This is a genomic window from Nakamurella leprariae (assembly GCF_016918035.1).
Taxonomy (GTDB): domain Bacteria; phylum Actinomycetota; class Actinomycetes; order Mycobacteriales; family Nakamurellaceae; genus Nakamurella; species Nakamurella leprariae.
Genome location: NZ_JAERWK010000015.1, coordinates 207,425 through 232,774 on the forward strand (window position 1 = coordinate 207,425; position 25,350 = coordinate 232,774).

A 25,350-nucleotide genomic window follows, 5' to 3' on the forward strand; every position below is an offset into this window, starting at 1 on the left:
GCGGCTCCGCGGTCACCCGGCGGAGTCGGGCAGGTCCGGTCCGAGCAGGTGCAGGACGGCGCCCACCTCGGCGGCCGTCCGGGGATCGTCAGGGCACTCGTCGAACAGCAGGGAACCGTGGACGACGACCAGGGACCGGCGGGCGGCGTCCAGGGCCGACGACCACCGGCCGGGCGAGCACAGCACGGCCGCTCCGCGGGGCGTCATCGAGAAGCGGGACGCAGCCAGCGACAGCACCACGGTCCCGGCCTGGCGGTCGGTCAGCCGGTCGGTGGTGACCACCTCGACCCCGGATCGGCCGGCATCGGCCAGCCGCCGCCGCAGCAGCGTCGCCTGCTGGTGGAACGGCGTGGCCACCAGCACGTCCGGCACCGGCGCCGGTCCGGCCGGGTCCAGCAGCGCCGCCACCTCCGCCACCACCGCCGCGGCCTCCGGCTCCGAGACTGCGCCGCAGCCGTCGTGGCGGACCGAGCGGGCCACGACCGTCAGGCCCGGCGGCCGGGCGAGCGGCGCAGCGACCACCGCTCGCGGCGGCGGCCCGGGCGGCGCCAGCAGGGCGTGCACGTCGGTCGGCGGGTGGGGCCGCAGCACCCAGGACATCACCGAGCGGTCCGCCGGGTGTGGTCGCGCGGGCGCCGGACCGGCCAGGGCGCGGGAGGGATCCCCGAGCAGCAGCAGTCGCCGGGTGGTCCGGGCGGCGGCCACCGCGTCGCCCAGCGGCAACCGGTCCGCGTCGACCACCACCAGCAGGTCGAAGCACTCGCCGGGTGCCCGGCCGGGATCGGTGAGGCACCGGGAGTCGGCGACCACCAGCCCGGCCGTCAGCCCCGCCACCGGGACCTGCGCCGGATTGAGCGTCACGGCCAGCCCGGCCTCGGCCAGCCCGTCGGCCAGCTCCCGCCGCCGGGGCCCGTCCCAGCTCACCCCGACCCGCCAGGACCGTTCGACGGCGGCGCGCAGCACCGCCACCAGCGACGCGACGGTCGGCAGGTTCGGCAGGGACGGCCTGGTCGGCACGGCCAGGAAGGACCGGTCGGATCCGGTCAGCCGATCGAGCACCCGCTCCGGATCCAATCCGGGAGCCACCGATCCGGCTCGCCGCAGCAGCGCGGTCGCCGCCGATGCGGGCAGGTCGGGCAGGGCGTCGGCCACCGTGGTGGCCAGCGCGCGCACCGCGGTCATCGCCGGGGAACGGGGCGCCCGCCCCACGGCCAGCCGGTCCGGGAGGTCCTCGTACGGGTCGACCCCGCTGGGCAGCGTCTCGGCCACGACCAGGACGAGCGCATCGCCGTCGCCGCCGTCCAGGACCCGGCCGAGTGGTGCCGGCGTCCCGCCGGGGACCGGCCGGGGTGGGTCGTACAGGCAGTGCACGACCGGACCGGGGTGGCGGCCGGTCGTGCCGGTGTCAGGGCCGCCGTCGTTGCTGCCGTCGTTGCTGCCGTCGCTGCTGGTTCCGGTGGCGTCGGGCGTGTCCGTCCCGGAGCGCCCCGGCAGGCGCCAGCGCAGCAACCGTCGCACCGGCCCGCCGCCCGCCGGGCGGGCCCAGTCGGCGTCCACACCGACGAGGGCCGCGTCCAGCAGCGTGCCGGCGCCCGGAGCCGGGTCCGGGCCTGCCACCCAGGCGGTGGCGGGAGCGCCGCGCAGCGCCCGGGGCGACCGCGGCCGGGCCAGGTCGGCGAGCACCAGCGCCGCCTCCTGGTCCGCGCTGCGTCGCAGCGGCGGGCCGGTGCCGGCGAACCGGTCGAGGGCGGCGACCGCCCGGTCCGGCTCGGGATCGACCGGGCGGGGCTCGGTCCGGTCGCCGGGCAGCTCCCGGGGAGCGGGGTCCGGCTGCGCCCCCCGGCGGGCCAGCAGCCAGTCGCGCAGCGCGCGGGTGGAGCGGCAGTCGTCGGCGTTGTAGGTCCCCAGCTCGGCCAGCATCCCGTCGGCCGCGGCGGCGTCCCCGGCTGCCCGCGCCGCCCGCTGCTGGTGGAACCGCAGCACCGAGCCGGCCGCCGTGGTCACCGGCCCGGAACGGGTCGCGGGTCCCAGATGGAGCGGCTCCAGCCGCTTGAGCGAGTAGGACGACTCGGAGATCCGCAGCGCGCGACGGACCGTCCGGTACAGGTCGACGAACACCCCGTCCCGCAGCAGCGCGGCCAGTCGGTCCTCGCCCAGCCGGTGCCGACGGGTCAACCGGCGCAGGGTGTCCGTCTCGTAGCTGGCGTAGTGGTAGATGTGCAGTCCGGGCCACCGGCGCCGGCGCTCGTCGACCAGGTCGAGGAAGGACTGCAGCGCGGCCCGTTCCTCGGCCCGGTCCCGCGACCAGAGCGCGAGATGCGCGGCGCCGCCGTCCCTGTCGTCATCGCTGTTGTCATCGCTGTCGTCGGACCCGTCGTGGTCCGCCGGGACCGGCAGGTCGTGCCCGAGCAGGCCGAACAGGTAGTCCAGGCCCTGGTCCGGCCACCCGTCCTCGACGTACATCGGGTCGGACTCGAAGTCGAAGAACAGGTCCCCGCGGTCCGCTCCGGGCAGCGCGTCCAGCGCGGTCGGATCGGCGATCTCGTACCGCAGCGGTGCGTCCGGACGGGGCGGGATGCCCGCGGTGAGCTGCAACCGGGCCTGCGCGCGCAGCGGGTCCAGGGTGGCCGGAGGGACGTCCGGCACCGGTCCGTCGGACGCGGCGAGTTCGTCGACGGTCCGGTGTCCGGCGGTCAGCAGCGCCGTCCGCACGGTGGACCGCATCCCGGCCACCAGCTGGACGTCGCGGTGTTCGGTCTCGGCGCGGCGACAGTCGTTGCACCACAAACAGCGCGGGACGTCAGCATCGGTCCAGGAGACCGGGGCGGACGCCCGCTGGTCGTCGACCACGGCGATGAGCCGCTGCTGCTGGTGGCGGACCAGTGCGGTGAACACCGCCCGGTCGTGCACCCGCACCGCCGACGTGGGCTCGACCAGGTGCAGCCGCGGCCCGGGCCGGCGGCCACCGGCCCACCACGGCGCGGTGCCGGCGTCGGCGAGCTCGTCGGCCAGCCCGGCGAACAGCGCACCCTGCAGCAGCGCGGTGGTGGCGTCGGCCCGGCGGGCGGTGCCGCGCACCTGCACGACGGCGAAGGTGGTGGGGTCGGCCGGCTCCGGCAGCAGCAGGTCGGCGCGGGCCGACCAGCGGCCGGAGCGCAGCTCGGCCCCGCGGACCACGTCCGGGTTGGTGCTGGAACCGCTGCCCGGACTGTCGCTCGAACGGTCGCTCGGTCCACCCGGTTGCCCGGCGTGGGCTGGTCCGTGCAGGTCCAGCACCCGGAGCGGCCGGCCGGTCGGACCGGCGCCGTCCGCGATCAGCGCGAGCACCCGGTGTTCGGTCTGCTCGTCGAACGGGTCGCGGGCCGCGGCCAGCGGATCGACCGGACCGCACGGCGAGGTGGCCGACGCCCGGCCGAGCAGGACGTCGACGCGCCGCCGCACCGAGTACTCGCACGCCCGCAGGCGGGTGAGGTCGACGGCCTCCAGCAGGAGGGAACCGTCTGCCTCGAGCATGTGTGTCCTTCCCGGCCGTTCCCGGCGGTGCCCATCACCGCCGGCCCGGCGCCCCTCGCGGATCCGGGCCCTCGCCGGTCGTCGTCCGGGCGAGGCGGCGCCACGCTAACAACGGACACCGACACCGGCCCGGGACCGGCGGACGCCGACACCCAGCCCGGGACGGCGGACGCCGACGGAACGGGTGCCGACCGGCGGGACCGGGGGACAATGATCGGGTGCCGGACCTCATCGCGGTGCTCGTGGTGGCGGTGCCACTGCTGCTGGTGGCAGCGATCGGTGGCAGCGCGATGCTCGGGGTTCGTCGGGACTGGAACTACCGGCGCAACACCACCATCCCGGCCGGCTGGGTGCGCACCGACGCAGTGGTGGTGGACGAGATCCGGCACGGGCCGGGCCGCGCCGGCGTCGTGGTGCGCCAGCCGGTGGTCACCTTCACGGTCCGCGGCCGCGGCGATCAGGACCCGGCGGGTCCCCGCCCCGCCATGGCGCCCGGGACCGAGATCACCTTCCCGTCCCGGGTCGGCGGGGTCGCCACGCCCGGACCCGGCTCGCTGGTGCAGGTCTGGTACGACCCGGAACGCCCGACGCGGGCGCGGCTGGACCCGGTGCACCTGCCGCCGGCGAGCGGCGTCTCCACCGGGACGCTGGTGCTCGCCGTGGTCGCGGCTGTGGCGGTCGGCGCCGGGGCCGTCATCACCCTGATGAGTTTCTTCGACCTGTGAAGGCGATGTCCGCGGCCGTCGCGGGCTCCGGTCCGGCCGTCGGGCCCACACCAATCGCATTCGCGCTCCAAAGATTCCTGTGGATGCGCTGAGTAATTCGGGCCGGCATTTCCGGGTGTGATTCGTGCCCCGTTCGGAACCGCGCGTGGCCGTCACCGCTGGTCACCGATGCCTGAGCCGTCGGCGCCGGCGTCCTCGACGATGTCCCAGGTGCATCCACGTGCCGTGATGAGGGCGTGTGCGACCCGTGTCCGGGGCGTGATCGGCGAGCGGTGGCGAACCGGACATTCAGCACAATCACTGTCAAATACCCGGTCGGGTGGCCCGTTCCATGGGCGGGTGAATTGCAGGTGTGTGATTTGTAGTTCTCACGCTCGGTAGCGGTACATTTCGATTCTCCTCCGTACGGGGGGAATTCCGTGTCCGACCTGACGCAGCCGGGTGAACTGTTTCGCCTTGCCGCGCTGACGATGTTGTCCTGGGTGAGGAACGCATAGTGACGAGAGGTCGACGCGCTGTGATGAGCATGCGCTGTCGAGTGTCGTCGCCGTCGTTCCATCCACCCCTCGAACCGGGAGCGAACAGCTGTGCGCGTCGCAACACGACACCCCGCCCCAGCAGGCGGCCGGCGAACGAGCTCCAACCGCCGATCGGGCCGGCCGCGACGGCCGGGCCCGGTGCGGCGGGTCCTCACCCTGGTCACGACGGTGGTACTGGCCGTGGGCGCCCTGGTCGTGGGCGGCGGCACGGCGTCGGCGGATCCGACCGCGTCGGAGTGGCAACGGCTGCGGCAGTGCGAGTCCGGCGACAACTACACGATCAACACCGGCAACGGCTACTACGGCGCCTACCAGTTCGACCTGTCCACCTGGCGCAGCGTGGGCGGCACCGGGTACCCGCACCAGGCCAGCCGGGCCACGCAGGACGCGCTGGCGCTCAAGCTCTGGCAGCAGCGCGGCTGGTCGCCCTGGACGTGCGCGAGCATCCTCGGGCTGGGGACGAGCACGGTGGCGCCGCCGCCGCCCGCGCTCCCGACCCCGCCGCGCGGCTCGGTCGACGCGGTGGCCGTCTCCGAACTGTCGGCGACGGTGTCCGGATGGGCGTACGACCCGGACGTCGCGGACCGCTCGATCGACGTGCACGTCTACGTCAACGGCCGCGCGCAGGCGGTGCCGACGGACCGGGACCGCAGCGATGTCAACGCCGTCTTCGGCATCACCGGTCGCCACGGGTACTCGGTCGACGTCACGCTGACGGCCGGCAAGAACACGGTGTGCGTCTACGCGATCGGCACGGTGCGGGACAACAACACGCTGCTGTCCTGCCGGGACGTCGTCGCCGTGGTCCCGCCCCGCGGGTCCTGGGACGGGGCGGCGGTCGACGGCCAGCGAGCCTCGCTGAGCGGGTGGGCCTTCGATCCGTCGGCCTCGGGCGAGTCGATCGAGACGCACGTCTACGTCAACGGCAAGGGGTACGCGTTCCGGGCCGATCAGGCGCGGGCCGACGTCAACGCGGTCTTCGGGATCCCGGGCCGGCACGGCTTCTCGGTGTCGGTGCCGCTGTCGGGTGGGGCCAACGAGGTCTGCGTGTTCGCCATCGGGCGGTCCGCGGGCAACAACCTCCTGATCGGCTGCCGGACCCTGCAGGGTGTCGCGCCGGTGGTGCCGCCCCGCGGGTCCTGGGACGGGGCCGCGGTGGACGGGCTGACGGCGTCGCTGTCCGGATGGACGTTCGATCCGTCGGCTTCCGGTGACTCGATCGAGACCCACGTGTACGTCAACGGCAAGGGCTACGGCTTCCGGGCCGACCAGGCCCGGAACGATGTGAACGCGGTGTTCGGGATCTCGGGTCGGCACGGCTTCTCGGTCCGGGTGCCGCTGTCGATGGGGCCCAACGAGGTCTGCGTGTTCGGCATCGGCCGGTCCGCGGGCAACAACACGCTGATCGGTTGCCGGACCGTGCAGGGCGTCGTTCCGCCGCGTGGCGCGATCGACGCCGTGACCCGCAGTGGCAACAATGCCGTGGTCAGCGGCTGGACGTTCGATCCGATGGCGTCGGGCGACTCGATCGAGACGCACGTGTACGTCAACGGCAGCGGCTACGGGTTCCGCGCCGATCAGGCCCGGGCCGACGTGAACGCGGTCTTCGGGATCTCCGGGCGACACGGCTTCTCGATCACCGTTCCGCTGTCCGCCGGGAACAACAACGTCTGCGTGTTCGGCATCGGCAAGGTCCCGAACAACAACACGCTCATCGGCTGCCGCGACGTGCGGCGCTGAACGGGCGGGATGTGGGCAGGACAGGGGTGACAGCACCGACAGCAGGAGCCCGGCGGGTGGGCGCCGGGATCAGCAACTCGATCAGCATGTCGATCAGTACGGCCGGACGATCCAGGGGGCAGGTCATCACCATGCAGGGCCATCACCGAGGGCGGGGCGTCCGGCCCCGTGGCGCGCACGCCCCGTTCGGCAGGGGCCCGGCGCGGCTGATCCGGACGACGATCACGGCGGTGCTGCTGGCCGTCGTGAGCCTGACCGGCGTCGCCGGGACGGCCGCGGCCGGTACCTCGGGGCCGGGGAGCGACGCCAAGTTGCCGACCGGGCTGGTCGCGCCGGGGCCGGGGACGCCCGAGGTGGTCCCGAGCAACCTGGTCACCGACCGGACGTGGGACAAGGAGACGGCGTCGCTGACCGACTTCACCCGCAACATCAACGACAGCCGGGCCAAGATCACCGCCCGGACCGACGTCGGGATCCGGGCCGCGGCGGCCGCGGGGGTGATCAACCTGGCCAACTCGACCTGCTGGGACGAGCACGCCTGGAACCCGACCTCGGACCACCCGCTGGGCAAGGGCTGCGACCTGTTCTTCGCCTACAAGACGTCCGAGGGGCGCGCCGCGGGCTGGCGGGCGGCCAACTGGTTCGTCGCCAACCAGGCGAAGCTGGGCGTGTACTACCTGATCTGGCAGGGTCGGTTCTGGGGCGCGTACGCCCCCAAGGCCTGGACGGACTACCAGTCGTCGGTCTACGGCTGCCCGAACCCGGCCAACGTGACGGGATGCCACTACGACCACATCCACGTCAGCTTCTACTGATCGACGTCCCCTGATCGACGGTCGCTGATCACCGATCCGGCGATCAGGTCGCGAACACTCAGGACGCGGCGGTGGGGCCCACGGGGGTGGGCCCACCGCCGCGTCGGTGTCTGCGGATCAGGCGGCGGTGGATCAGGCGGCGGTGGATCAGGCGGCGGTGGATCAGGCGGCGGTGGATCAGGCGGCGGTGGATCAGGCGGCGGTGGATCAGGCGGCGGTGGATCAGGCGGCGGTGCTGTGGGCGTCGTTCCCGCTCGGGACCGCCGGTTCCAGCGCCAGCGCCAGGATGTCGCGGACGTCGGCCACCGGGTGCACGGTCAGCGCCTCGAGCACCTCGACCGGAACGTCGTCCAGGTCCGGCTCGTTGCGCTGCGGGATGAACACGGTGGTCACCCCGGCCCGCTGGGCGGCGAGCAGCTTCTGCTTGACCCCGCCGATGGGCAGTACGCGACCGTTGAGGGTGACCTCGCCGGTCATGGCCACGTCCGAGCGCACCGCCCGGCCGGTGGCCAGCGAGGTCAGCGCGGTCACCATCGTGACGCCCGCGGACGGACCGTCCTTGGGTACGGCGCCGGCCGGCACGTGCAGGTGCACCCGGCGGGACAGCCGGTCCACCGCGGTCGCGTCCAGCCCCAGCTCGTCGGCGTGGGCGCGCACGTAGGACAGCGCGATCTGCGCCGACTCCTTCATCACGTCGCCCAGCTGCCCGGTCAGGGTCAGACCACCACCACCACCGCCACCACCGGTCTCCCCGGTCGCCGGGGCGGTGTTGGCCTCGATGAACAGCACGTCACCGCCCAGACCGGTGACGGCCAGTCCGGTCGCCACGCCCGGCACCGCGGTCCGCTCGGCGGTCTCCGGCAGGAACCGGGGTCGGCCGATCAGCGCACGCAGGTCGGCCTCGTCGACCACCACCGGCAGGTCGGCTCGGTCCTGGGTCTCCAGCCGGGTGGCCACCTTGCGCAGGATCTTGGCCAGCAGCCGTTCCAGCTGCCGCACGCCCGCCTCCCGGGTGTGGTCGGCGGCCATCCGCAGCACCGCCGCGTCGGTCACCTGCACCTCGTCGGCGGCCAGCGCCGCGCGCTCCAACTGCCGGGGCAGCAAGTGGGTGCGGGCGATGGCGACCTTGTCGTCCTCGGTGTAGCCGTCCATGGTGATCAGCTCGAGCCGGTCGAGCAGGGCGGCCGGGATGTTCTCCACCACGTTCGCGGTGGCCACGAACAGTACGTCGGACAGGTCCAGGTCGAGATCCAGGTAGTGGTCCCGGAAGGTGTGGTTCTGCGCCGGGTCGAGCACCTCGAGCAGCGCGGCCGCGGGATCGCCGCGGTAGTCGCTGCCCACCTTGTCGATCTCGTCGAGCAGCACGACCGGGTTCATCGACCCGGCCTCACCGATGGCCCGTGCGATGCGGCCCGGCAGCGCACCGACGTAGGTGCGCCGGTGCCCGCGGATCTCCGCCTCGTCCCGTACCCCGCCCAGGGCGACCCGGACGAACTTCCGGTCCAGGGCCCGGGCCACGCTCTCACCGAGCGAGGTCTTGCCGACGCCGGGCGGGCCGGCGAGCAGCAGCACCGCGCCCGACCCGCGCCCACCGACGAGGTGCAGTCCGCGGCCGGCCCGCCGGTTGCGGACGGCCAGGTACTCCACGATCCGGTCCTTGACGTCGCCCAGCCCGTGGTGGTCGGCGTCCAGCACGGCCCGGGCCGCCGGGATGTCCGCGAGATCGTCGGTCCGGGTGGACCAGGGCAGCTCCAGGACCGTGTCCAGCCAGGTGCGGATCCAGCCGCCCTCCGGGCTCTGCTCGTTGGTGCGCTCCAGCCGGTCGACCTCCTTGGTCGCCGCCTGGAGCACCTTCTCGGGCAGCCCGGCCTGCTCGATGCGGTGCCGGTAGTGCTCCGGGGACCCGGTGACGCCGTCGGGCTCGTCGTCGGAGATCTCACCGAGCTCCTTGCGGATGGCGTCGAGCTGCTGGCGCAGCAGGAACTCGCGCTGCTTGCGCTCCATGCCCTCCCGGACGTCGGCCGAGATCTTCTCGGAGACCTCCAGCTCGGCCAGGTGGTGCCGGGTCCACTCGATCAGCGTCTCCAGCCGGTCGGCGGGATCGGTCGTCTCCAGCAGCGAGCGCTTCTGCTCGGCGTCCAGGTACGGCGCCCAACCGGCCATGTCGGCCAGCGTGCCGGGGTCGTTGATGCGTTCGACCGTGTCGATGACCTGCCAGGCGTCCCGCTTCTGCAGGGTGGCCACGACCAGCGCCTTGTAGTCGGCGGCCAGCTCGCGGGCCCGGTCGGTCACCGGCGGGGTGGGCACCGGTTCGGCCTGCACCCACAGGGCGGCACCGGGGCCACTGACCCCGGTGCCGATGCGGGCCCGGTCGCCGGCGCGCAGCACCGCCGCGGGTTCCCCGGCCGGGGTGCGGCCCTGCTGCTCGACGGTTGCGATGACGCCGAAGGTCGCGTAGCGGTCGCCCAAGCGCGGCGTCAGCAGCACGGTCGGCTTGGCCGCTCCGTCAGCCGTCCCGTCGGCCTGATCGGCGGCCGCGCGGGCGGCGTCCAGGGCCGCAGTGGCGGCGTCGTCGAGCTGGATGGGCACCACCATGCCGGGGAGCACCACGGTGTCGGACAGGCTCAGCACGGGCAGCGCCCGCACTGCTGGGGTGCCAGTGGGATCGGACCCGGCGGACCGGGACGGCAGATCACTCATGAGGAATCCTTCGTCGTCAGCAAGCGTGCGCAGGTTGAGCGTGACTGGCTCAATGCGATGAGGTCCGCGGTTGTTCCCAGCCCTGCGCCGGGTCCGCTCAGGGTGAACATCCGGGTGTCCGCATGTCGGGTCTACGGTGGTGCGCGTGACTTCGCAGCCCTCTGCCGACGAGACCGTGACCAGCACCGACCCCGGTGTCGAGAGCGTGGCGACCGCGGTCGCCACGGCCATCGACGCCATGCGGTCGTCCTCGCCCCTGGTGCACTGCATCACCAACCGGGTGGTCGCCAACTTCACCGCCAACGTGCTGCTGGCCGCCGGGGCGGCGCCGGCCATGGTCGACGACCCGGAGGACGCCGAGGTGCTGGCCGGGGTGGCCGGCGCGCTGCTGGTCAACCTGGGCACCGTCACCCGGGCGCAGGCGGCCGGCATGCGGGCGGCCATCGCCGCGGTGAACGCCGCGTCACCGACGGTGCCGTGGGTGCTGGATCCGGTCGCCATCGGGGCCCTGCCGCTGCGCACCGGGCTGGCCGCCGAGTTCGCCCGTCAGGGCCCGGCCATCATCCGCGGCAACGCATCCGAGATCGGCGCGCTGGCCGGTGGCACCGGCGGGCGCGGCGTCGACTCGACCGCCAGCCCCGACGAGGTCGCCGAGGTCGCCGAGAACGTGGCCCGCTCCCTCGGTTCGGTGGTGGCGATGAGCGGCACCGTCGACCTCATCACGGACGGCACCCGCACCGTCCGGGTCACCGCCGGACACCCGCTGCTGACCCGGGTGACCGGAGTCGGCTGCGCGCTCGGCTCGGTCATGGGCGCGCTCGCCGCGGTCACCGATCCGCTGACCGCGGCCATCGCCGCGACCGCGATGGTCTGTCTGGCCGGCGAGACGGCCGCCGGGGACGGCTCGACCGATGGGGAGGTCGGCACCGGCACCTTCGCGGTGCGGTTCCTGGACGCGCTGACCCTGACCCCCGCGGACGAGATCGCCCAGGTGCTGCGCCGGCCGGTGCCGTCCGGGTCCGCCGCGTGAGCGCGGCCGGTGCCCGCCGGTCGGGTGCGACCGGGGCGCGACCGGAGGTTCGGGGCATCTACCTGGTGACCGACACCGGCCAGTGCGGCGGCCCGGCCGGAGTGGTGGAGACCGCCCGGCAGGCCGCCGACGGCGGGGTGGACGCGGTGCAGGTGCGCGACCCGCACGCCACCACCCGCGAACTGGTGGCCCTGGCCACCGCCGTGCGCGAGGCGCTGGCCGGGACCGGCGTCCCGCTGATCATCAACGACCGGGTCGACGTGGCCCTGGCTGTCGGCGCCGACGGGGTGCATCTCGGTCAGCGGGACCTGGACCCGGTGACCGCTCGGGCGTTGTTCGGCCCGGACGTGCACATCGGGCTGTCGATCTCCGACGAGCGGGAGCTGACCGAGGCGCTGGGGCTGCCGGCCGGCACCGTCGATCTGCTCGGGGTGGGGCCGGTCCGGGACACCCCGTCCAAGACCGACGCGGCACCGGCGGTCGGCTTCGACGGTCTGGCCGCGATCTGCCGGCGCAGCCCGGTGCCGTGCGTCGCCATCGGCGGCATCAAGGGCGACGACCTGGCCGCCGTCCGGGCGGCGGGAGCCGTGGGCGCGGCGGTCATCTCGGCCATCTGCGGCCGACCCGACCCGACGGCGGCCGCCCGGGCGCTGAGCCGGGGGTGGGCCGCGGCCGTTCCCGACGCGACGGGGTCCGCTCGGTGAGGCCGGGCGGTCGGCCGGCCGGGCACCCTCCCGTGGTGCTGACCATCGCCGGATCGGATCCCGGTGGCGGCGCCGGGATCCAGGCCGACCTCAAGACGTTCGGTGCGCTCGGCGCGTACGGCTGTGCGGTGCTCACCGCGCTGACCGCGCAGAACACCCGCGGGGTGACCGGGGTGCACGCGGTACCGCCGGCCTTCGTGGCCGAGCAACTGGCCACCCTGGTCGAGGACATCGCCCTGGACGCCGTGAAGATCGGCATGATCGCCGACGCCGGGATCGCCGACGCGGTGGCCGATTTCCTCGTCGACCAGCGACCGCCGCACGTGGTGCTGGACCCCGTCATGGTGGCCACCTCGGGGGACCGGTTGCTGGCGTCGTCCGCCGAGCAGGTCGTCCGCGGCCGGCTGCTCGCGCTGGCCGATGTGATCACGCCGAACGCGCTGGAGGCGGCGGCGTTGCTGGGCACCGAGCCGGCGGAGAGTGTCGAGCAGGCGGTGCAGCAGGTCGACGCGCTGCTCGACCTCGGCGCGCGGGGGGTGCTGCTCAAGGGCGGCCACCTCACCGGCGACACCGCCACCGACGTGTTCGCCGAGCGCGGCGGGGACCTGCACCGCTTCTCGGCGCCTCGTCTGGGCACCCGCAACACGCACGGCACCGGCTGCACCCTGTCCTCGGCCATGGCCGCGCTGCGCCCGACGTCGCCGGACTGGCCCGCCGCGATCGACCGGGCGAAGGAGTACCTGACCGCGGCGCTGCGGGCCGCGGACGACCTGCGGATCGGCTCGCCCGATGACCAGGGGCGGCTGGGACACGGCCCAGTGCACCACTTCTGGCAGCTGTGGCCGGTGCCCGACACGACCACCCGCGACTGACCCTTCTGCATCGTTCCGATCGACCGGAGGATCCCGACATGGCTTGGCTGCCCGACGACTTCGTCCACCCGGAGCGGGTCGACCTGCCGACCGGGCACCACCTGCGGCCCATCCGTGCGTCCGACGTCGACCTCGACCTGCCCGCGGTGCTGGGCTCGCAGCCGCGACTGTTCTCGATCTACGGACCGGCGTGGGGCTGGCCGCCGGCCACCATGACCCGGGAGCAGGACGAGGAGGACCTCCGGCACCACGAGGAGGAGATCGCCGCGCACCTGTCGTTCAACTACGCGCTGTTCGACGAGGGTGAGACCGCGTTACTGGGCTGCGTCTACCTGGACCCCAGCCGGAAAGCGGCGGTGGACGCCGAGATCTCGTGGTGGGTGGTCGACGCTCTGGTGGGCACCGACGTCGAGGCCGCGCTGGACGAGTTCGTCCCGGCCTGGGTGGCTCGCGACTGGCCGTTCCGGGCCCCGGTGTTCGTGCCGCGCGACATCCCCTGGGCGGACTGGGCCGCGCAGCCCGACCGTGCCGCTGAGCCGGCCGGGGTCGACGGTCCGGTGCCGCTGTTCCTGGACTGCGACACCGGCATCGACGACAGCGTGGCCATCGCCTACCTGCTGGCCTCACCCGAGGTCGAGCTGGTGGGCGTGTCGACCGTCAGCGGCAACACCGACGCCCGCCAGGCCGCGCGCAACACCCTCGCCCTGCTCGCCCTGGCCGGCCGGCCGGACGTCCCGGTGGCGGTCGGCGCGGAGCATCCGCAGGGCGGCCGGTTCGACGGCGGGGCGCCGCAGGTGCACGGCCGCAACGGCATCGGTGAGGTGCAGCTGACCGACTCGACCGCGCCGGTGCATCCCGCGACCGGGCCGGAGCTGCTCGTCGACCAGGCCCGCCGTCATCCCGGCCGGCTGCACCTGCTGGCCATCGGCCCGCTCACCAACGTGGCCGCCGCCCTGCGGGCGGAACCGGAACTCGCCCGGCTGGTCCCGCGCATCACCATTATGGGCGGCGCGGTGACGGTGGGCGGCAACATCACCCCGTACGCCGAGGCCAACATCGGCAATGACGCGGCCGCGGCCGCCGAGGTCTTCGCCGCGGACTGGGACATCACCGTAGTCGGGCTGGACGTGACCATGACCCAGCACTTGGAGGAGGAGACGCGGCAGCGGCTGCTCACCGCCGACCGCCCGGTCGCCGCGGCGCTGGGCCGGATGCTGGAGTGCTACTTCGGGTTCTACCGGGAGACCACCGGGACGTGGCGCACGCCGGTGCACGACCCGCTGGCCGCCGCGCTCGCGGTCGGGGGAGCCGACGCGGACCGGGTGCTGACGACCCAGGTCACGGTGGTCACCGAGGGCGAGGAACGGGGCCGCACCGTCGCCGCCACGGACGGCGAACCGGGCGCCCGGCACACCGTGGTGCTGTCGGTCGCCGGGGACCCGGTCGGTCACATCGTGGACCGGATCCTGGCCGGCTGAGGCCCACGCCGCCCGGGTCGCGGCGGACCCGGGCGGCGCGAGACGTGGTGCAGAGGACCGAGTGTCAGGGCTTGAGGACGACCTTGATGCAGCCGTCCTCCTTCTTCTGGAAGGTGCGGTACAGCTCCGGCGCCTGCTCCAGCGGCACGCTGTGCGTGGTGAGGTCGAGCACGCCCAGCGGATCGGCGGACTCCTGCACCAGCGGCATGAGCGTGTCGATCCAGCGCTTGACGTTGCACTGGCCCATCCGGAACTGGATCTGCTTGTCGAACATGTCCATCATCGGCATCGGGTCGGCCGAGCCGCCGTACACACCGGAGAGCGACACCGTGCCGCCCCGGCGGACCGCGTCGATGGCGGTGTGCAGGGCGCTGAGCCGGTCGACGCCCACGGTCTCCATGAGCTTCTGTCCGACAGTGTCCGGCAGGAACCCGGCCACTGTTTGAGCAGCCTGGGCTGCCCTTGCGCCGATGCCGCCGTGCGCCTCCATCCCGACGGCGTCCACCACCGAGTCCGGTCCGCGGCCGCCGGTCATGTCCCGCAGGGCGTCGCCGACTCCCGTCACACCGTCGCCCACGGCCTCCGGGTCGATGACCTCCACGCCGTACTTGGCGGCCAGGGCCCGCCGCTCGGGCTGCGGCTCGACCGCGATGACCCGGTGGCCCAGGTGCTTGCCGATGCGGGCGGCGAACTGCCCGACCGGGCCCAGCCCGAGCACGGCCAGCGTGCCGCCCTCGGGCACGGCCGCGTAGTCCACGCCCTGCCAGGCGGTGGGCAGGATGTCGGACAGGAACAGGTACCGCTCGTCCGGGCCGTCGGACGGCACCACGATCGGGCCGTACTGGGCCTGCGGCACCCGCAGGTACTCGGCCTGGCCGCCGGGCACCTGGCCGTACAGCTTGGTGTAGCCGAACAGCGCCGCGCCCTTGCCGTACTCGCGGACCTGGGTGGTCTCACACTGGGTCTGCAGACCCTGGGAGCACATCCAGCAGTGGCCGCAGGAGATGTTGAACGGGATCACGACCCGGTCCCCGGGCTTGAGGTCAGTCACCTCCGGGCCGACCTCCTGCACGATGCCCATCGGCTCGTGCCCGAGCACGTCGCCGGCGTCCAGGTACGGGCCGAGCACCTCGTACAGGTGCAGGTCCGAACCGCAGATGGCGGTCGAGGTCACCTTGATGATGGCGTCGGTGGCGTGCTGCAGCTCAGGGTCCGGCACATCGATCACCTGGACGTCGCGTCGGCCCTGGTAGGTGAGTGCTCGCATGCGATCAGCTCCTGGAGTCTCGGTCGTCCTGCGCTTCGACGCTCCGACCGGTACCCGGCTGCCCCGGCCGGGAAACGAGCGCTCAGGCCACGCCGGCCTGCCGCTCGACCTCCTCGGCCTCGGCGTTCCAGGCCGCCTTGCCGGCCCGCCACGCCTCGTCGGCGTCGCCGATCCGCCAGTACCCGGAGATCGACAACCGGGCCGGATCGACGCGCTGCTCGACGCGCAGCCAGCGGCGGACCTCCTTCACGAAGCCCGCCTCGCCGTGCACGAAGGCCTGGACGTCGGTGTTCGGCGGGAAGGGCACGTCGAGCACGGCCGCGGTCAGCCGGCTGCCGGCCGGTGCGTCACCGCGGTGCACCCATTGCACGGGCAGGCCGGGCAGCGCGCGCAGCGGGTACTCGGTCGCCGCATCCGGGACCTCCACCACGGCCCGGCCGACCGCGTCGGCGGGCATCCGCTCCAGCGCGACCGCGATGGCCGGCAGGGCGCTGTCGTCACCGGCCAGCAGGTGCCACCCGGCCGCGGCGTCGGGCTGGTACCCGCCGCCGGGCCCCTGCAGGAACACCTCGTCGCCGGGTTCGGCGGCCGCCGCCCAGGGTCCGGCGATCCCGTCGGTGCCGTGGACCACGAAGTCGATCGTCAGCTCCTGCCGACCGGCGTCCCAGGCCCGGATCGTGTATGTCCGGACGGTGGGCAGGTCCTCGGTCGGCCGGGTGCGCCGGAACTCCTGCAGGTCCAGCGGCCGCGGCAGCTCGACCCCGGGTCTGGGGATGACCAGCTTGACGTAGGCGTCGGCGTGCTCCGCGCCGGGGAAGTCGGCCAGCCCTGGTCCGCCCAGTACCACGCGGACCATCGACGGGGTGATCCGCTCGCGGCGCAGCACCACGGCCGGTCGGGCCGGTCGGGCCGGTCGCTCGCGGCGGCCGGCGGAACGGTCGGGCAACAGACGCATGCATCCTCCAGATTCTTAGGGTCACCTTACCCGCCCGAGTCCAGTGCCCGGGCGTCAGTGCGAGCGTTCGGCGGCTGGTCGCAGCGAGTGGAGTGCGGGTGACTCCGGGGTGAGGGCCTTGTCGTCCCGAACAACGATGATCACAATGAGTGAAGAGACGCGCCGCGAGGGCGCCGACGGCGACCACGGGTGCGGGGGCAGATGACGACGGTCGGTGCCCGCCCCGGTCGGGTGCTGCTCGCGATCGGACTGGTCGTCGCGCTGGTCCTGGCGCTCGTCCCGATCAGCACCCCGGTCCGGTCCGGCATCCTGGTGACCGGCGCGATCGCCGTGGTCGCCATCATCGCGGTGAGTGGTCGCCGACGAGCCCACCGGACGGGCCGGCCGCCGATCTGGCGGGATCCCGTCTGGGCGCTGCTGCTGAGTGCACTGCTGGTCAACCTGTCCGGCACGGTGGCGTCCGCGGTCACCGCGCCGCCGGACCGCACCACCGGCACCGCCCTCTGGCTCGACGGGATGTTCTTCGCGGCGTCGCTGCTCACCGGGATCGGGCTGGCGCTGCTCGTGCACCGGCGCGGCCGGGAGCGGGACGTGCCGGCGCTGCTGGACTCCGCGCTGATCACGGTGGCCGCCGGCAGCGCGCTGCTGCTGCTGACCGTGACCCCGCCCTGGAGCCAGTTCGACCAGCCGGCCGAGCAGATCGTGGCCGCCGGGTACGTGGTCGTCGACCTCGCCCTGCTGGCGCTGGCCTGCACGGTGCTACGGGGGCCGGACCGGCGCAGTCCTGCGCTGGTGCTGATCATGCTGTCGCTGGCGGTGACGCTGGTCGCCGACACCCTGCAGGACGGGGTGGTCCTGCTGGACGGGTGGTCATGGACGGGACCGGCGGCGATCGACGGGCTGTGGTTCCTGGGCTACGCGCTCGCAGCGGCCGCCGTCGTCGATCCGTCGGCGCCGACGGTCACCGCGCCGCAGCGCCCGCGGCCGATCCACCTGACCCGGCACGCCGTGGTGGTGATGGCGGCCGCCTGCATCACGGTCCCGGTCGCTGCCGTGCTGTCCCACCTGATCGCCGGCGCCGATCGCACCGTGCCGCTGGCCATCGCCGCCGTGCTGCTGGTCGCCATCGTGCTGATGCGACTCGTCGTGCTCATCCGGGCCATCGAAGACGAACGGGACCGGTCGCGGCAGGAGGCCCGCCGGGACGGCCTGACCGGCCTGGTCAACCGCCGCACGCTGGATCGTTCGCTGCACCGGATGCTCGCCGACTGGTCCGATCCGGACGGGACCGACGAGGATGCCGACGCGCGCGCGACGCTGACCGTCGCCATGATCGATCTGGACCGGTTCAAGCAGTACAACGACACCTTCGGGCACGGCGCCGGGGACCAGTTGCTCCGCGGCTGCGCGACCGCGTGGTCCGACGTGCTGCGGACGGCGGAAGTGCCCGGCGATCGCCGCTGGTCGCCGATGCTCGCCCGGTACGGCGGCGAAGAATTCACCCTGGTCGCCCCGGGGTTCGGCGCCGAGCGGGTGCAGGCCGTCCTGCGGGCGATGCAACAGGTCACTCCCGGCGGCCAGTCGTTCTCCGCCGGGATCAGTCAGTGGGACGGGCGCTGCGGCGTGGCCGAGCTGCTGGCCGCGGCCGACGACGCGCTGTACCGGGCCAAGGCGGCCGGCCGCGGCCTGCACCTGGTGTCGCAGGAGTGCGCCGCTGATCCGGTGCCGTCCGGGCCGCTCACCGAACCGTTCACCGGGCCCGACGCGTCACCTCGTTCGGCCACAGCACCCAGACCGTGACGATGGCCACCAGCCCGGCGCTGACCAGCCCGATCGCCCAGCTGCGCCCCACCACCAGGTCGATGATGAGCAGCGCCGCGCCCAGGATGCTGAGCGCCAGCGTGCACAGGCCGATCGACGCGGCCCGGGCGGTCAGCTTGACCAGCTCGTCCTTGATGTTCCGGCGGAACATGCGCCGGTGGGCGGTGACCGGGGCGATGAAGAAGACGACCGAGGTGGCCGCGGTCAACAGCGTCAGTAGGTAGGTGGTGCGCTGGAACGGGTCCAGCTCGCTGAACCGGGCCTGGAACGGCAGCGTCAGCAGGAACGCGAACAGGATCTGCACCCCGGTCTGCGCCACCCGCAGTTCCTGCAGCAACTCGTTGTAGTTGCGGTCCAGCCGGACGGCCTCGGTCTCGTTGCGGACGTAGGTCTCCGGCCGGTCGGAGTGCGCCCCGACCGGCCGCTCCGGGAATGGGACGTCGTCGTCGGCCATGCTGCGAGCATGCCGCACGCCGAGGCCGATGCCGGTGCGAGCCGGGTCAGGCGGCCAGCAGCATGGCCAGCACGGCGGTGTCCGGATCGGCGTTCGGGTCGACGCCGGACCGGGTGACCAGGCTCGTCACGGTGCCGCTGTGGTGGGCCTGGACCCAGGCCGCTCGGTGGTCCAGTCCGAGGTGGGGCAGCCCGGGCAGCAGCACGCACCCGGAGGCGACGCCCTCGCACTCGGGCAGGCTGGGCCGGGTCTCCGACGGTGGGTGCAGCACCAGCAGGCCGGGCGGCTGCGGGTCGGCGAACATCCCCGGTTCCAGCGCCCCGGCGCCGGTCAGCGGGCCCTCGGCCAGCACCAGGCCGACCGTGCCGGGGGCGGGATCGTCGGGCAGCTCCTCGCGCACCCGGAACACCGTGGTGGTGGGCAGCAGGCCCGGGACGCTGGCCATCCGGACGGCCAGGGTCAGCACCTTGGTCCACTCGATGGTGGTGTCCGGCCAGCGACCGGACACCAGGAAGCCGCGCAGCGACCCGGCGGACTCGAACGCGGAGATCTCGACGGAGCAGGCATCGTGCACTTCGGTCACCCTCCCGGATCGGACGGCCGGACCCCGACGATCATCTGCGTCGACCGAACTGGCACACAAGACGGCGCGAGTGCCAGCCGCACACCGAGCACACCGACCATGCCGACCGGACGGCGGGCCACGCGGGGACGGACACGGTCGCCGCCCGGGTACGACACAGGCTCCCGGCCGCGTGCGGTGGCACGCGATCCGGGAGCCTGTGCTCTCCAGCTGGCGGAGGATACGGGATTTGAACCCGTGAGGGCGTGAACCCAACACGCTTTCCAAGCGTGCGCCATAGGCCTCTAGGCGAATCCTCCGCGGCAGAGTGTAGCGGGCCGACGGGGCTCCGCCGACCGCTCGCGAGCGGCCCCGGACGGAAGCCGACCGACCCCGGCCAGGAGCCCGATCGACCTGGAAGACAGAAGGGGACCCCCGCACCCGTCAGAGCTCACGGACCCTTGCTGCCTTCCGGCCCTGGGGGGGTTGATGAGATGGACGCCGCGGGGGTCCGGGGACCAGCGTACCGGGTCGGCGGGCGTGCCGGCGGCCGCCACCGCGCGCGTCCGGCGGCCCGGGCGTCCTGTCGGTGCCGGCACGTACGCTGCTGCCCGTGTCCCTGGCTCTGTACCGCAAGTACCGTCCGGCGTCGTTCGCCGAGGTCGTCGGGCAGGAGCACGTCACCGATCCGTTGCGGACCGCGCTGGCCGCGGGCCGGGTCAACCACGCGTACCTGTTCTCCGGGCCGCGCGGCTGCGGCAAGACCTCCAGCGCCCGCATCCTGGCCCGGTCGCTGAATTGCGAGCAGGGCCCCACCCCCGACCCCTGCGGCGTGTGCGCCTCCTGCGTCGCCCTGGCGCCGGAGGGGCCGGGCTCGCTGGACGTCGTCGAGCTCGACGCGGCCAGCCACGGTGGCGTCGACGACACCCGGGAGCTGCGGGACCGCGCGTTCTACATGCCGTCCTCGTCGCGGTACCGGGTGTTCATCATCGACGAGGCCCACATGGTCACCACCCAGGGCTTCAACGCGCTGCTCAAGATCGTCGAGGAACCGCCCGAGCACCTGGTCTTCGTGTTCGCCACCACCGAGCCGGAGAAGGTGCTGCCGACCATCCGGTCCCGGACCCACCACTACCCGTTCCGGCTCATTCCGCCGGCCGTGCTGCGGTCGCTGCTGGAGCGGCTGTGCGCCCAGGAGGGTGTGCAGGTCGAGCCGGCGGTGTTTCCGCTGGTGCTGCAGGCCGGAGGCGGCTCCGCGCGGGACACCCTCTCGGTGCTGGACCAGCTGCTGGCCGGGGCCGGTGCGGACGGCGTGACCTACCCCGCGGCCGTCGCGCTGCTGGGCGTGACCGACGCAGCGCTGCTCGACGAGATGGTCGACGCGCTGGCCGCCCAGGACGGCGCCTCGGTGTTCGGGGCCGTCGACCGGCTGGCCGAGGCCGGGCACGATCCGCGCCGGTTCGCCGCCGACCTGCTGCAGCGGTTCCGCGACCTGATGGTGGTGCAGGCGGTGCCGGACGCCGTGGCCCGCGGCATCGTCGCCGCCTCCGGTCACGAGGCGGACGCGATGGCGGCCCAGGCCGATCGGCTCGGCCCGGCCACGCTCAGCCGGATGGCCGAGGTGCTGCACACCGGGCTGGCGGAGATGCGCGGGACGACCGCGCCGCGGCTGGCGCTGGAGCTGATGTGCGCCCGGATGCTGCTGCCCGAGGTGTCCGCTGCCGACGTCGCCGTCCTGCAGCGCCTGGAGCGGATGGAACGGCGGATGGCCATCGTCGGCGACCCGGCCGGACCGGGAGCCGCCCAGGTCGGCACGGCCGCGGCGCCCAGCACCGGGGTGCGGCCGGTCCGGCCCGCGGTCGAGCCGACGGTCGCCGCGCGGACCGCCGACCCGGACGCCCCGCGACGCGGCGACGACCGTGCGCCTCGGTCGGACACCGGCGGGCGGGACGAGGATGGCAGCCGGCCCGGCGGCGGCGCTCCGACCGACCACCACCAGGCACAGGCTGGTCCCGGGACCCCCGATCGGGGGCCGTCCGGGCCGGCCCGTCGGCCGGCCGCCCGTACCGCCGCGCCGGACCTGGGCCTGCCCGCCCCGCCCACGTTGTCCTCGCTCGATCCGCCGGCCGGACGCCCCTCCGCGGCCCCGGAGCGGCCGGCGGCCCCGGCGCGGGATGCGGATGCCGCGGATCGCCGCGGGGCTCCGGAGCGACCCGCCGCCGAACGGCCGGATCGTCCCGAAGGTCCGTCCCAGCCCCGTCAGGGACGCCCGCCGGCGCCGGAGGACCAGCAACCGGCCCAGCAACCGGCCCGGCCGGCCGGACCGCCGGCGGGCCCGCCGGGACGGCGGGATCCGAGCACCGTGCAGGTCAGTGACGTGCGCCGGGTGTGGCCGGAGGTGCTGGCCGCGGTCAAGCGCCGGCGTCGCAGCTCGCAGATCTTCCTCGAGGGCGCCACGGTCAGTGCGGTCGACGGCACCACGCTGGTGCTGGCCATGGGCAGCACCGGGATGGCCCGCCGGGTAGCGGAGGCGAGCATCGCCGGCCCGCTGCGCGAGGCGCTGGTCGAGGTGCTCGGGGTGGACTGGGCCGTCCGCGGCGAGGCGCGCGGGGACGCCGGTGGCCGGGCGTCCACGTCCGGCCGCGGTCCGCAGGGTGGCCCGCGGTCCGGCGGCAGGTCCGGCGGTACGGAGGACATCCCGCCCCCGGACGCACCGCCGGACGACGCCGAGCCGGACATCCCGGACGACTACGACCCCGACGACCGGTCGGGGAGCGGTGGACCGGTCCGGGATCCGGTCGAGTCGGCCATCGAGTTGCTCACCAGCCGGCTCGGCGCCCGGCCCATCGAACAGCAGGAGTGACGGCCACGCCCGGTCCGGTCCGCCGGAGGGTCAGTGCCCGCGAACGACCCAGTCGTCCAGCTGCGGCGCCTCGGCACCGATGGTGGTGTCGTCGCCGTGCCCGGTGTGCACCACCGTCTCGTCCGGCAGGCTGAGCAGCCGGGTGCGGATCGAGTCGATGATGGTCGGGAAGTCGGAGAAGGACCGACCGGTGGCGCCCGGTCCGCCCTGGAACAGCGTGTCCCCGGAGAAGACCACGCCCAGGTCGGGGACGTACAGGCAGACCGCGTCGGGGGCGTGCCCGGGGGTGTGCAGGACCTGGCCGGCGGCGGCGCCGGCGATGCCGATCTCCTGCCCGTCCACGAGATCCCAGTCCCAGCGGCGTTCCGGGTGGGTCATACCCCACAGGTGCGCGCCGGACGGGTGCAGCATGATCGGCGCGCCGGTCCGGTCGGCCAGCTCGGGAGCCGCGTCGATGTGGTCGTTGTGCGCGTGGGTGCACAGGATGCCGGTCACCCGCCGGCCGCCGACCGCGGCCAGGATCGCGTCGGCGTCGTGGGCGGCGTCGATGACCAGCACCTCGTCGTCGTTGCCGAGCAGCCAGACGTTGTTGTCCACGTCCCAGGTGCCACCGTCCAGGCTGAAGGTGCCGGAGGTGACCACCTTCTCGACCCGGATCGCGCCGGTGTCCTGACCGGTCCGCCCGTCGGGGGCAGGTTCGCTCGTCATGCTGTCTCCACTCCGCACCGCTCGGCCGGGGCTGCCGGCCGGATGTGCCACCTGGTCGTCTTCCGGGTCGTCGCATCGGCTGCCCGTGACCGGCGCACGCTCGATCCGGTGCGCCGGGTGCCGCGGGCGCGTCCGAGCTTCCCGGACGGGCGCACACCCTGTCGAATCAGCGGCGGGCCCGGACCCGCGGTCCCGGGGCGGTGGACGTCCCCCGGCGGCGCCGGGGTCAGCGGGCGTCGCCCTCGGCCAGGTAGGCCAAACGCTTGAGCGTCTCGATGTTGCGGGCCTTGAGGGCCGGGTCGGTGAGCAGCCGCGGCGCCCAGTGCCCGGGCCCCTGCACGGGGTGCTCCTCCATCATCACCCGGGTGCCCTCCGGGGCCGGCGTGAGCTCGATGCGGACCTCGGCCTCACCGGCCGGCCAGGCGCGGACGCGCAGCCGGAGCAGGCGGGCCGGGGAGTACTCGAGCACGGTGGTGGAGTCGTCGATGAGCACCGGCCAGGTGCCGACCGAGTGGTGCAGCTCGGCGCCGGGCAGCGGCCAGTCGTCGGACACCTGGCGCATGCGGGACGCCCCGACCACCCAGGACGGGAACAACCAGCCGTCGGCCAGGATGCGATCGACGGCCTCGGGGGTGCTGGAGATGATGCGTTCGACGGTCGCCACGGCCCTCAAGTGCCCGGCCGTACCGTCATTGACGCAGATCGGATGCAGCCCGGCCGAGATCGGTGCGACCTCACCCCGGTGATCGGCGGGTGATCCGGTGACGGCGCCCCGGCCTGGGAACACTCGCGGTATGTCCTTCCTCGAGCGAGTGCTGCCTTCGACGCGGTCCCGGTCCGGTGCGGCGGCGGGCGCGCCGGACGCGGTGGTGATCGGGGCCGGCCCGAACGGCCTGGTCGCGGCCAACCGGTTGGCGGACGCCGGGTGGGACGTGCTGGTGCTCGAAGGCCAGGCCGTCCCGGGCGGTGCGGTGCGCAGTGACGACGGCGTCGCCCCCGGATTCGTGCACGACACCTTCTCGTCGTTCTACCCGCTCGGGGCGGCGTCGCCGATCGTGGCCCGGTTGGACCTGGAGCGGCACGGCCTGGTCTGGCAGCACGCGCCGGCCGTGGTGGGCAGCCCGGACCCGGACGGCGGCTGGGCGGTGCTGCACCGGGACGTCGCCGACACCGCCGCGTCCCTCGACCGGCTGCATCCAGGGGACGGGCAGGCATGGGTCGAGCTGTACCGGCAGTGGACGGCGGCCGGGCCGGCCGTCATCGACGCGCTGCTCAGCCCGTTCCCGCCGGTCCGCGGGGCGCTGCGGACGCTGGCCGCGTTGCCCCGGGCCGGCGGGCTGGACTTCGTCAAGACGCTGCTGCAGTCGTCGGTCCAGCTCACCGGGGAGCGGTTCGCCGGCACCGGGGCCCGGCTGCTCATCGCCGGCAACGCCGGGCACGCCGACCTGCACCCGAACGGCATGGGCTCCGGTCTGTTCGGGATGCTCCTGGGCATGCTCGGCCAGCAGGTCGGCTTCCCGGTGCCGCGTGGCGGGGCTGGGTCGCTCACCGCCGCGATGGTGCGGCGCCTGGAGTCGGCCGGAGGGCGCGTCGAGTGCGGTCGCCCGGTGATCCGGATCGAGGTGGCCGACGGTCGGGCGGTGGCCGTGCACACCGCGGACGGCGAACGCATCGCGGTGCGGCGGGCGGTGATCGCCGACGTCACCGCGCCTCAGTTGTACGGGGGACTGGTGTCCTTCGACGACCTGCCGGCCCGGGTCGAGCGGGGGATGCGCCGGTTCCGCTGGGACCCGGCCACCATCAAGATCGACTGGGCGTTGTCGACGCCGATCCCGTGGCGGGACGCTCCCGACCGGATGCCGGGATGCGTGCACCTGGCCTCCTCGATGGAGGGGCTGGCCGCGTCGTTCACCGAGATGGACGGTGGCCTGGTGCCGTCGGACCCGCTGGTCCTGGTCGGTCAGATGACCACCACCGACGCGACCCGGTCCCCGGCCGGCACCGAGGCGTGCTGGTCGTACCTGCACGTCCCGCGGCGCATCGGAGGCGACCTCGGGGCCCGGGACGGCGGGCACGCGATCACCGGGGCCTGGGACGAGGCCGACACCGAGGAGATCGCGGCCCGGGTCGAGGCCCGGATCGAGCGGGAGGCACCGGGCTTCACCGCCTCGATCACCGCCCGGCGGGTACTCACGCCGCCGGAGCTGGAACAGCGGAACGCCAACCTGGTCGGCGGGGCCATCGGCGGTGGCACGGCCGACATCTCCCAGCAGCTGGTGTTCCGGCCGGTCCCCGGCCTGGGGAGGGCCGAGACCGCGGTCCGCGGGCTGTATCTCGGCTCGTCGTCGGCTCACCCGGGCGGTGGGGTGCACGGGGCGCCGGGCAACAATGCCGCCCGGGCCGCGCTCGCGCACGCGCGGCTGCGGCGCCGCTGATCCCGGCGCAGCGACGAGGCCCGGGGCAGCGATGCTGCCCCGGGGATCTCGGTCGGCGGGGGTTCAGCTCAGGTCTGGGTAGAGCGGGTGTCGGGTGGCGAGGGTGGCCACGCGGGTGCGGAGTGTGTGGGCGAGGTCGGTGGGCAGGTCGCCGACGGGGGCGGTGAGG

The 25,350-nt window shown here is 74.1% G+C and carries 18 protein-coding genes, 1 tRNA gene, 1 other RNA gene and 1 pseudogene; 11 read left to right on the plus strand and 10 right to left on the minus strand.

Annotated elements, in window-relative coordinates; translation table 11 throughout:
- Positions 1–12: 12 nt before the first annotated feature.
- Complete coding sequence (locus tag JL106_RS12235) at positions 13–3,513, minus strand: TM0106 family RecB-like putative nuclease (RefSeq protein WP_205260998.1); 3,501 nt, start codon at positions 3,511–3,513, stop codon at positions 13–15.
- Positions 3,514–3,731: 218 nt separating this feature from the next.
- Between JL106_RS12235 and JL106_RS12240 the strand changes: the two genes are divergently transcribed.
- From JL106_RS12240 to JL106_RS12250, 3 genes are all read left to right on the plus strand, one after another.
- Complete coding sequence (locus JL106_RS12240; RefSeq protein ID WP_205260999.1) at positions 3,732–4,238, plus strand: DUF3592 domain-containing protein; 507 nt, start codon at positions 3,732–3,734, stop codon at positions 4,236–4,238.
- A gap of 707 nt (positions 4,239–4,945) precedes the next feature.
- A complete protein-coding gene (locus JL106_RS12245; RefSeq protein ID WP_328842203.1) occupies positions 4,946–6,517 on the plus strand; it encodes a transglycosylase family protein in 1,572 nt (523 codons plus the stop codon).
- Between the two features lie 230 nt (positions 6,518–6,747).
- Positions 6,748–7,332 carry a hypothetical protein gene (locus tag JL106_RS12250; protein WP_205261000.1) on the plus strand — a complete coding sequence of 195 codons (585 nt, stop codon included), beginning with the start codon at positions 6,748–6,750 and terminating at the stop codon, positions 7,330–7,332.
- A 222-nt stretch (positions 7,333–7,554) separates the two neighbouring features.
- On the opposite strand, the gene lon is transcribed toward JL106_RS12250, so the two are convergent.
- On the minus strand, positions 7,555–10,032 hold the full coding sequence (gene lon, locus JL106_RS12255; protein WP_205261001.1) for an endopeptidase La: 2,478 nt from the start codon (positions 10,030–10,032) through the stop codon (positions 7,555–7,557).
- Between the two features lie 175 nt (positions 10,033–10,207).
- Between lon and thiM the strand changes: the two genes are divergently transcribed.
- The 5 genes and pseudogenes from thiM (at position 10,208) to JL106_RS22540 (ending at position 14,116) form a co-directional block, all read left to right on the plus strand.
- The gene (gene thiM, locus JL106_RS12260; RefSeq protein WP_407940156.1) at positions 10,208–11,062 is read left to right on the plus strand and encodes a hydroxyethylthiazole kinase; all 855 of its coding nucleotides are present in this window, start codon (positions 10,208–10,210) and stop codon (positions 11,060–11,062) included.
- Entirely contained in the window at positions 11,059–11,766 is a 708-nt protein-coding gene (gene thiE, locus JL106_RS12265) for a thiamine phosphate synthase (RefSeq protein WP_328842207.1), read from the plus strand. The genes thiM and thiE overlap by 4 nt, the downstream gene beginning before the upstream one ends.
- 32 nt (positions 11,767–11,798) lie before the next feature.
- Positions 11,799–12,638: a bifunctional hydroxymethylpyrimidine kinase/phosphomethylpyrimidine kinase gene (thiD, locus tag JL106_RS12270; protein WP_205261002.1), complete on the plus strand. Its 840-nt coding sequence runs from the start codon at positions 11,799–11,801 to the stop codon at positions 12,636–12,638.
- Positions 12,639–12,676: 38 nt separating this feature from the next.
- A pseudogene (locus JL106_RS22535) lies at positions 12,677–13,162 on the plus strand (N-acetyltransferase); the annotation flags it as partial.
- Positions 13,163–13,195: 33 nt separating this feature from the next.
- Positions 13,196–14,116, plus strand: coding sequence for a nucleoside hydrolase (locus tag JL106_RS22540; RefSeq protein WP_407940157.1), 921 nt, complete (start codon positions 13,196–13,198; stop codon positions 14,114–14,116).
- A 64-nt stretch (positions 14,117–14,180) separates the two neighbouring features.
- Here JL106_RS22540 and JL106_RS12280 read toward each other — a convergent pair whose 3' ends face one another.
- The gene (locus tag JL106_RS12280) at positions 14,181–15,383 is read right to left on the minus strand and encodes a zinc-dependent alcohol dehydrogenase (protein ID WP_205261004.1); all 1,203 of its coding nucleotides are present in this window, start codon (positions 15,381–15,383) and stop codon (positions 14,181–14,183) included.
- Positions 15,384–15,465: 82 nt separating this feature from the next.
- A complete protein-coding gene (locus JL106_RS12285; RefSeq protein WP_205261005.1) occupies positions 15,466–16,338 on the minus strand; it encodes a siderophore-interacting protein in 873 nt (290 codons plus the stop codon).
- A gap of 201 nt (positions 16,339–16,539) precedes the next feature.
- Between JL106_RS12285 and JL106_RS12290 the strand changes: the two genes are divergently transcribed.
- Positions 16,540–18,138 carry a GGDEF domain-containing protein gene (locus JL106_RS12290; RefSeq protein ID WP_205261006.1) on the plus strand — a complete coding sequence of 533 codons (1,599 nt, stop codon included), beginning with the start codon at positions 16,540–16,542 and terminating at the stop codon, positions 18,136–18,138.
- On the opposite strand, the gene JL106_RS12295 is transcribed toward JL106_RS12290, so the two are convergent.
- The 4 genes from JL106_RS12295 to ffs form a co-directional block, all read right to left on the minus strand.
- On the minus strand, positions 18,089–18,613 hold the full coding sequence (locus JL106_RS12295; protein ID WP_205261007.1) for a DUF6328 family protein: 525 nt from the start codon (positions 18,611–18,613) through the stop codon (positions 18,089–18,091). The genes JL106_RS12290 and JL106_RS12295 overlap by 50 nt on opposite strands.
- A 46-nt stretch (positions 18,614–18,659) precedes the next feature.
- Complete coding sequence (locus JL106_RS12300) at positions 18,660–19,187, minus strand: peptidase (protein ID WP_205261029.1); 528 nt, start codon at positions 19,185–19,187, stop codon at positions 18,660–18,662.
- A gap of 220 nt (positions 19,188–19,407) precedes the next feature.
- Positions 19,408–19,495: transfer RNA gene (locus tag JL106_RS12305), tRNA-Ser, on the minus strand.
- Between the two features lie 103 nt (positions 19,496–19,598).
- An RNA gene (gene ffs, locus JL106_RS12310) (signal recognition particle sRNA small type) lies at positions 19,599–19,691 on the minus strand.
- A 97-nt stretch (positions 19,692–19,788) separates the two neighbouring features.
- Between ffs and JL106_RS12315 the strand changes: the two genes are divergently transcribed.
- Positions 19,789–22,038 (plus strand): DNA polymerase III subunit gamma and tau, encoded by a 2,250-nt coding sequence (locus JL106_RS12315; RefSeq protein ID WP_205261008.1) that lies wholly within the window; start codon positions 19,789–19,791, stop codon positions 22,036–22,038.
- Positions 22,039–22,068: 30 nt separating this feature from the next.
- Here JL106_RS12315 and JL106_RS12320 read toward each other — a convergent pair whose 3' ends face one another.
- Both JL106_RS12320 and JL106_RS12325 read right to left on the minus strand, forming a co-directional pair.
- Positions 22,069–22,746 (minus strand): MBL fold metallo-hydrolase, encoded by a 678-nt coding sequence (locus tag JL106_RS12320; RefSeq protein WP_205261009.1) that lies wholly within the window; start codon positions 22,744–22,746, stop codon positions 22,069–22,071.
- A 226-nt stretch (positions 22,747–22,972) separates the two neighbouring features.
- Positions 22,973–23,410 (minus strand): SRPBCC family protein, encoded by a 438-nt coding sequence (locus tag JL106_RS12325; protein WP_205261010.1) that lies wholly within the window; start codon positions 23,408–23,410, stop codon positions 22,973–22,975.
- A gap of 130 nt (positions 23,411–23,540) precedes the next feature.
- On the opposite strand from JL106_RS12325, the gene JL106_RS12330 reads away from it, so the two are divergent.
- Complete coding sequence (locus JL106_RS12330; protein WP_205261011.1) at positions 23,541–25,181, plus strand: phytoene desaturase family protein; 1,641 nt, start codon at positions 23,541–23,543, stop codon at positions 25,179–25,181.
- Positions 25,182–25,350 lie beyond the last annotated feature (169 nt).

Coding starts and splice junctions, on each gene's coding strand:
- JL106_RS12330 (WP_205261011.1), top strand. CDS start 23,541: ATGTCCTTCCTCGAGCGAGTGCTGCCTTCGACGCGGTCCCGGTCCGGT.
- JL106_RS12280 (WP_205261004.1), bottom strand. CDS start 15,383: ATGCGAGCACTCACCTACCAGGGCCGACGCGACGTCCAGGTGATCGAT.
- lon (WP_205261001.1), bottom strand. CDS start 10,032: ATGAGTGATCTGCCGTCCCGGTCCGCCGGGTCCGATCCCACTGGCACC.
- JL106_RS12290 (WP_205261006.1), top strand. CDS start 16,540: ATGACGACGGTCGGTGCCCGCCCCGGTCGGGTGCTGCTCGCGATCGGA.
- JL106_RS12235 (WP_205260998.1), bottom strand. CDS start 3,513: ATGCTCGAGGCAGACGGTTCCCTCCTGCTGGAGGCCGTCGACCTCACC.
- JL106_RS12320 (WP_205261009.1), bottom strand. CDS start 22,746: ATGACGAGCGAACCTGCCCCCGACGGGCGGACCGGTCAGGACACCGGC.
- JL106_RS12285 (WP_205261005.1), bottom strand. CDS start 16,338: ATGCGTCTGTTGCCCGACCGTTCCGCCGGCCGCCGCGAGCGACCGGCC.
- JL106_RS12295 (WP_205261007.1), bottom strand. CDS start 18,613: ATGGCCGACGACGACGTCCCATTCCCGGAGCGGCCGGTCGGGGCGCAC.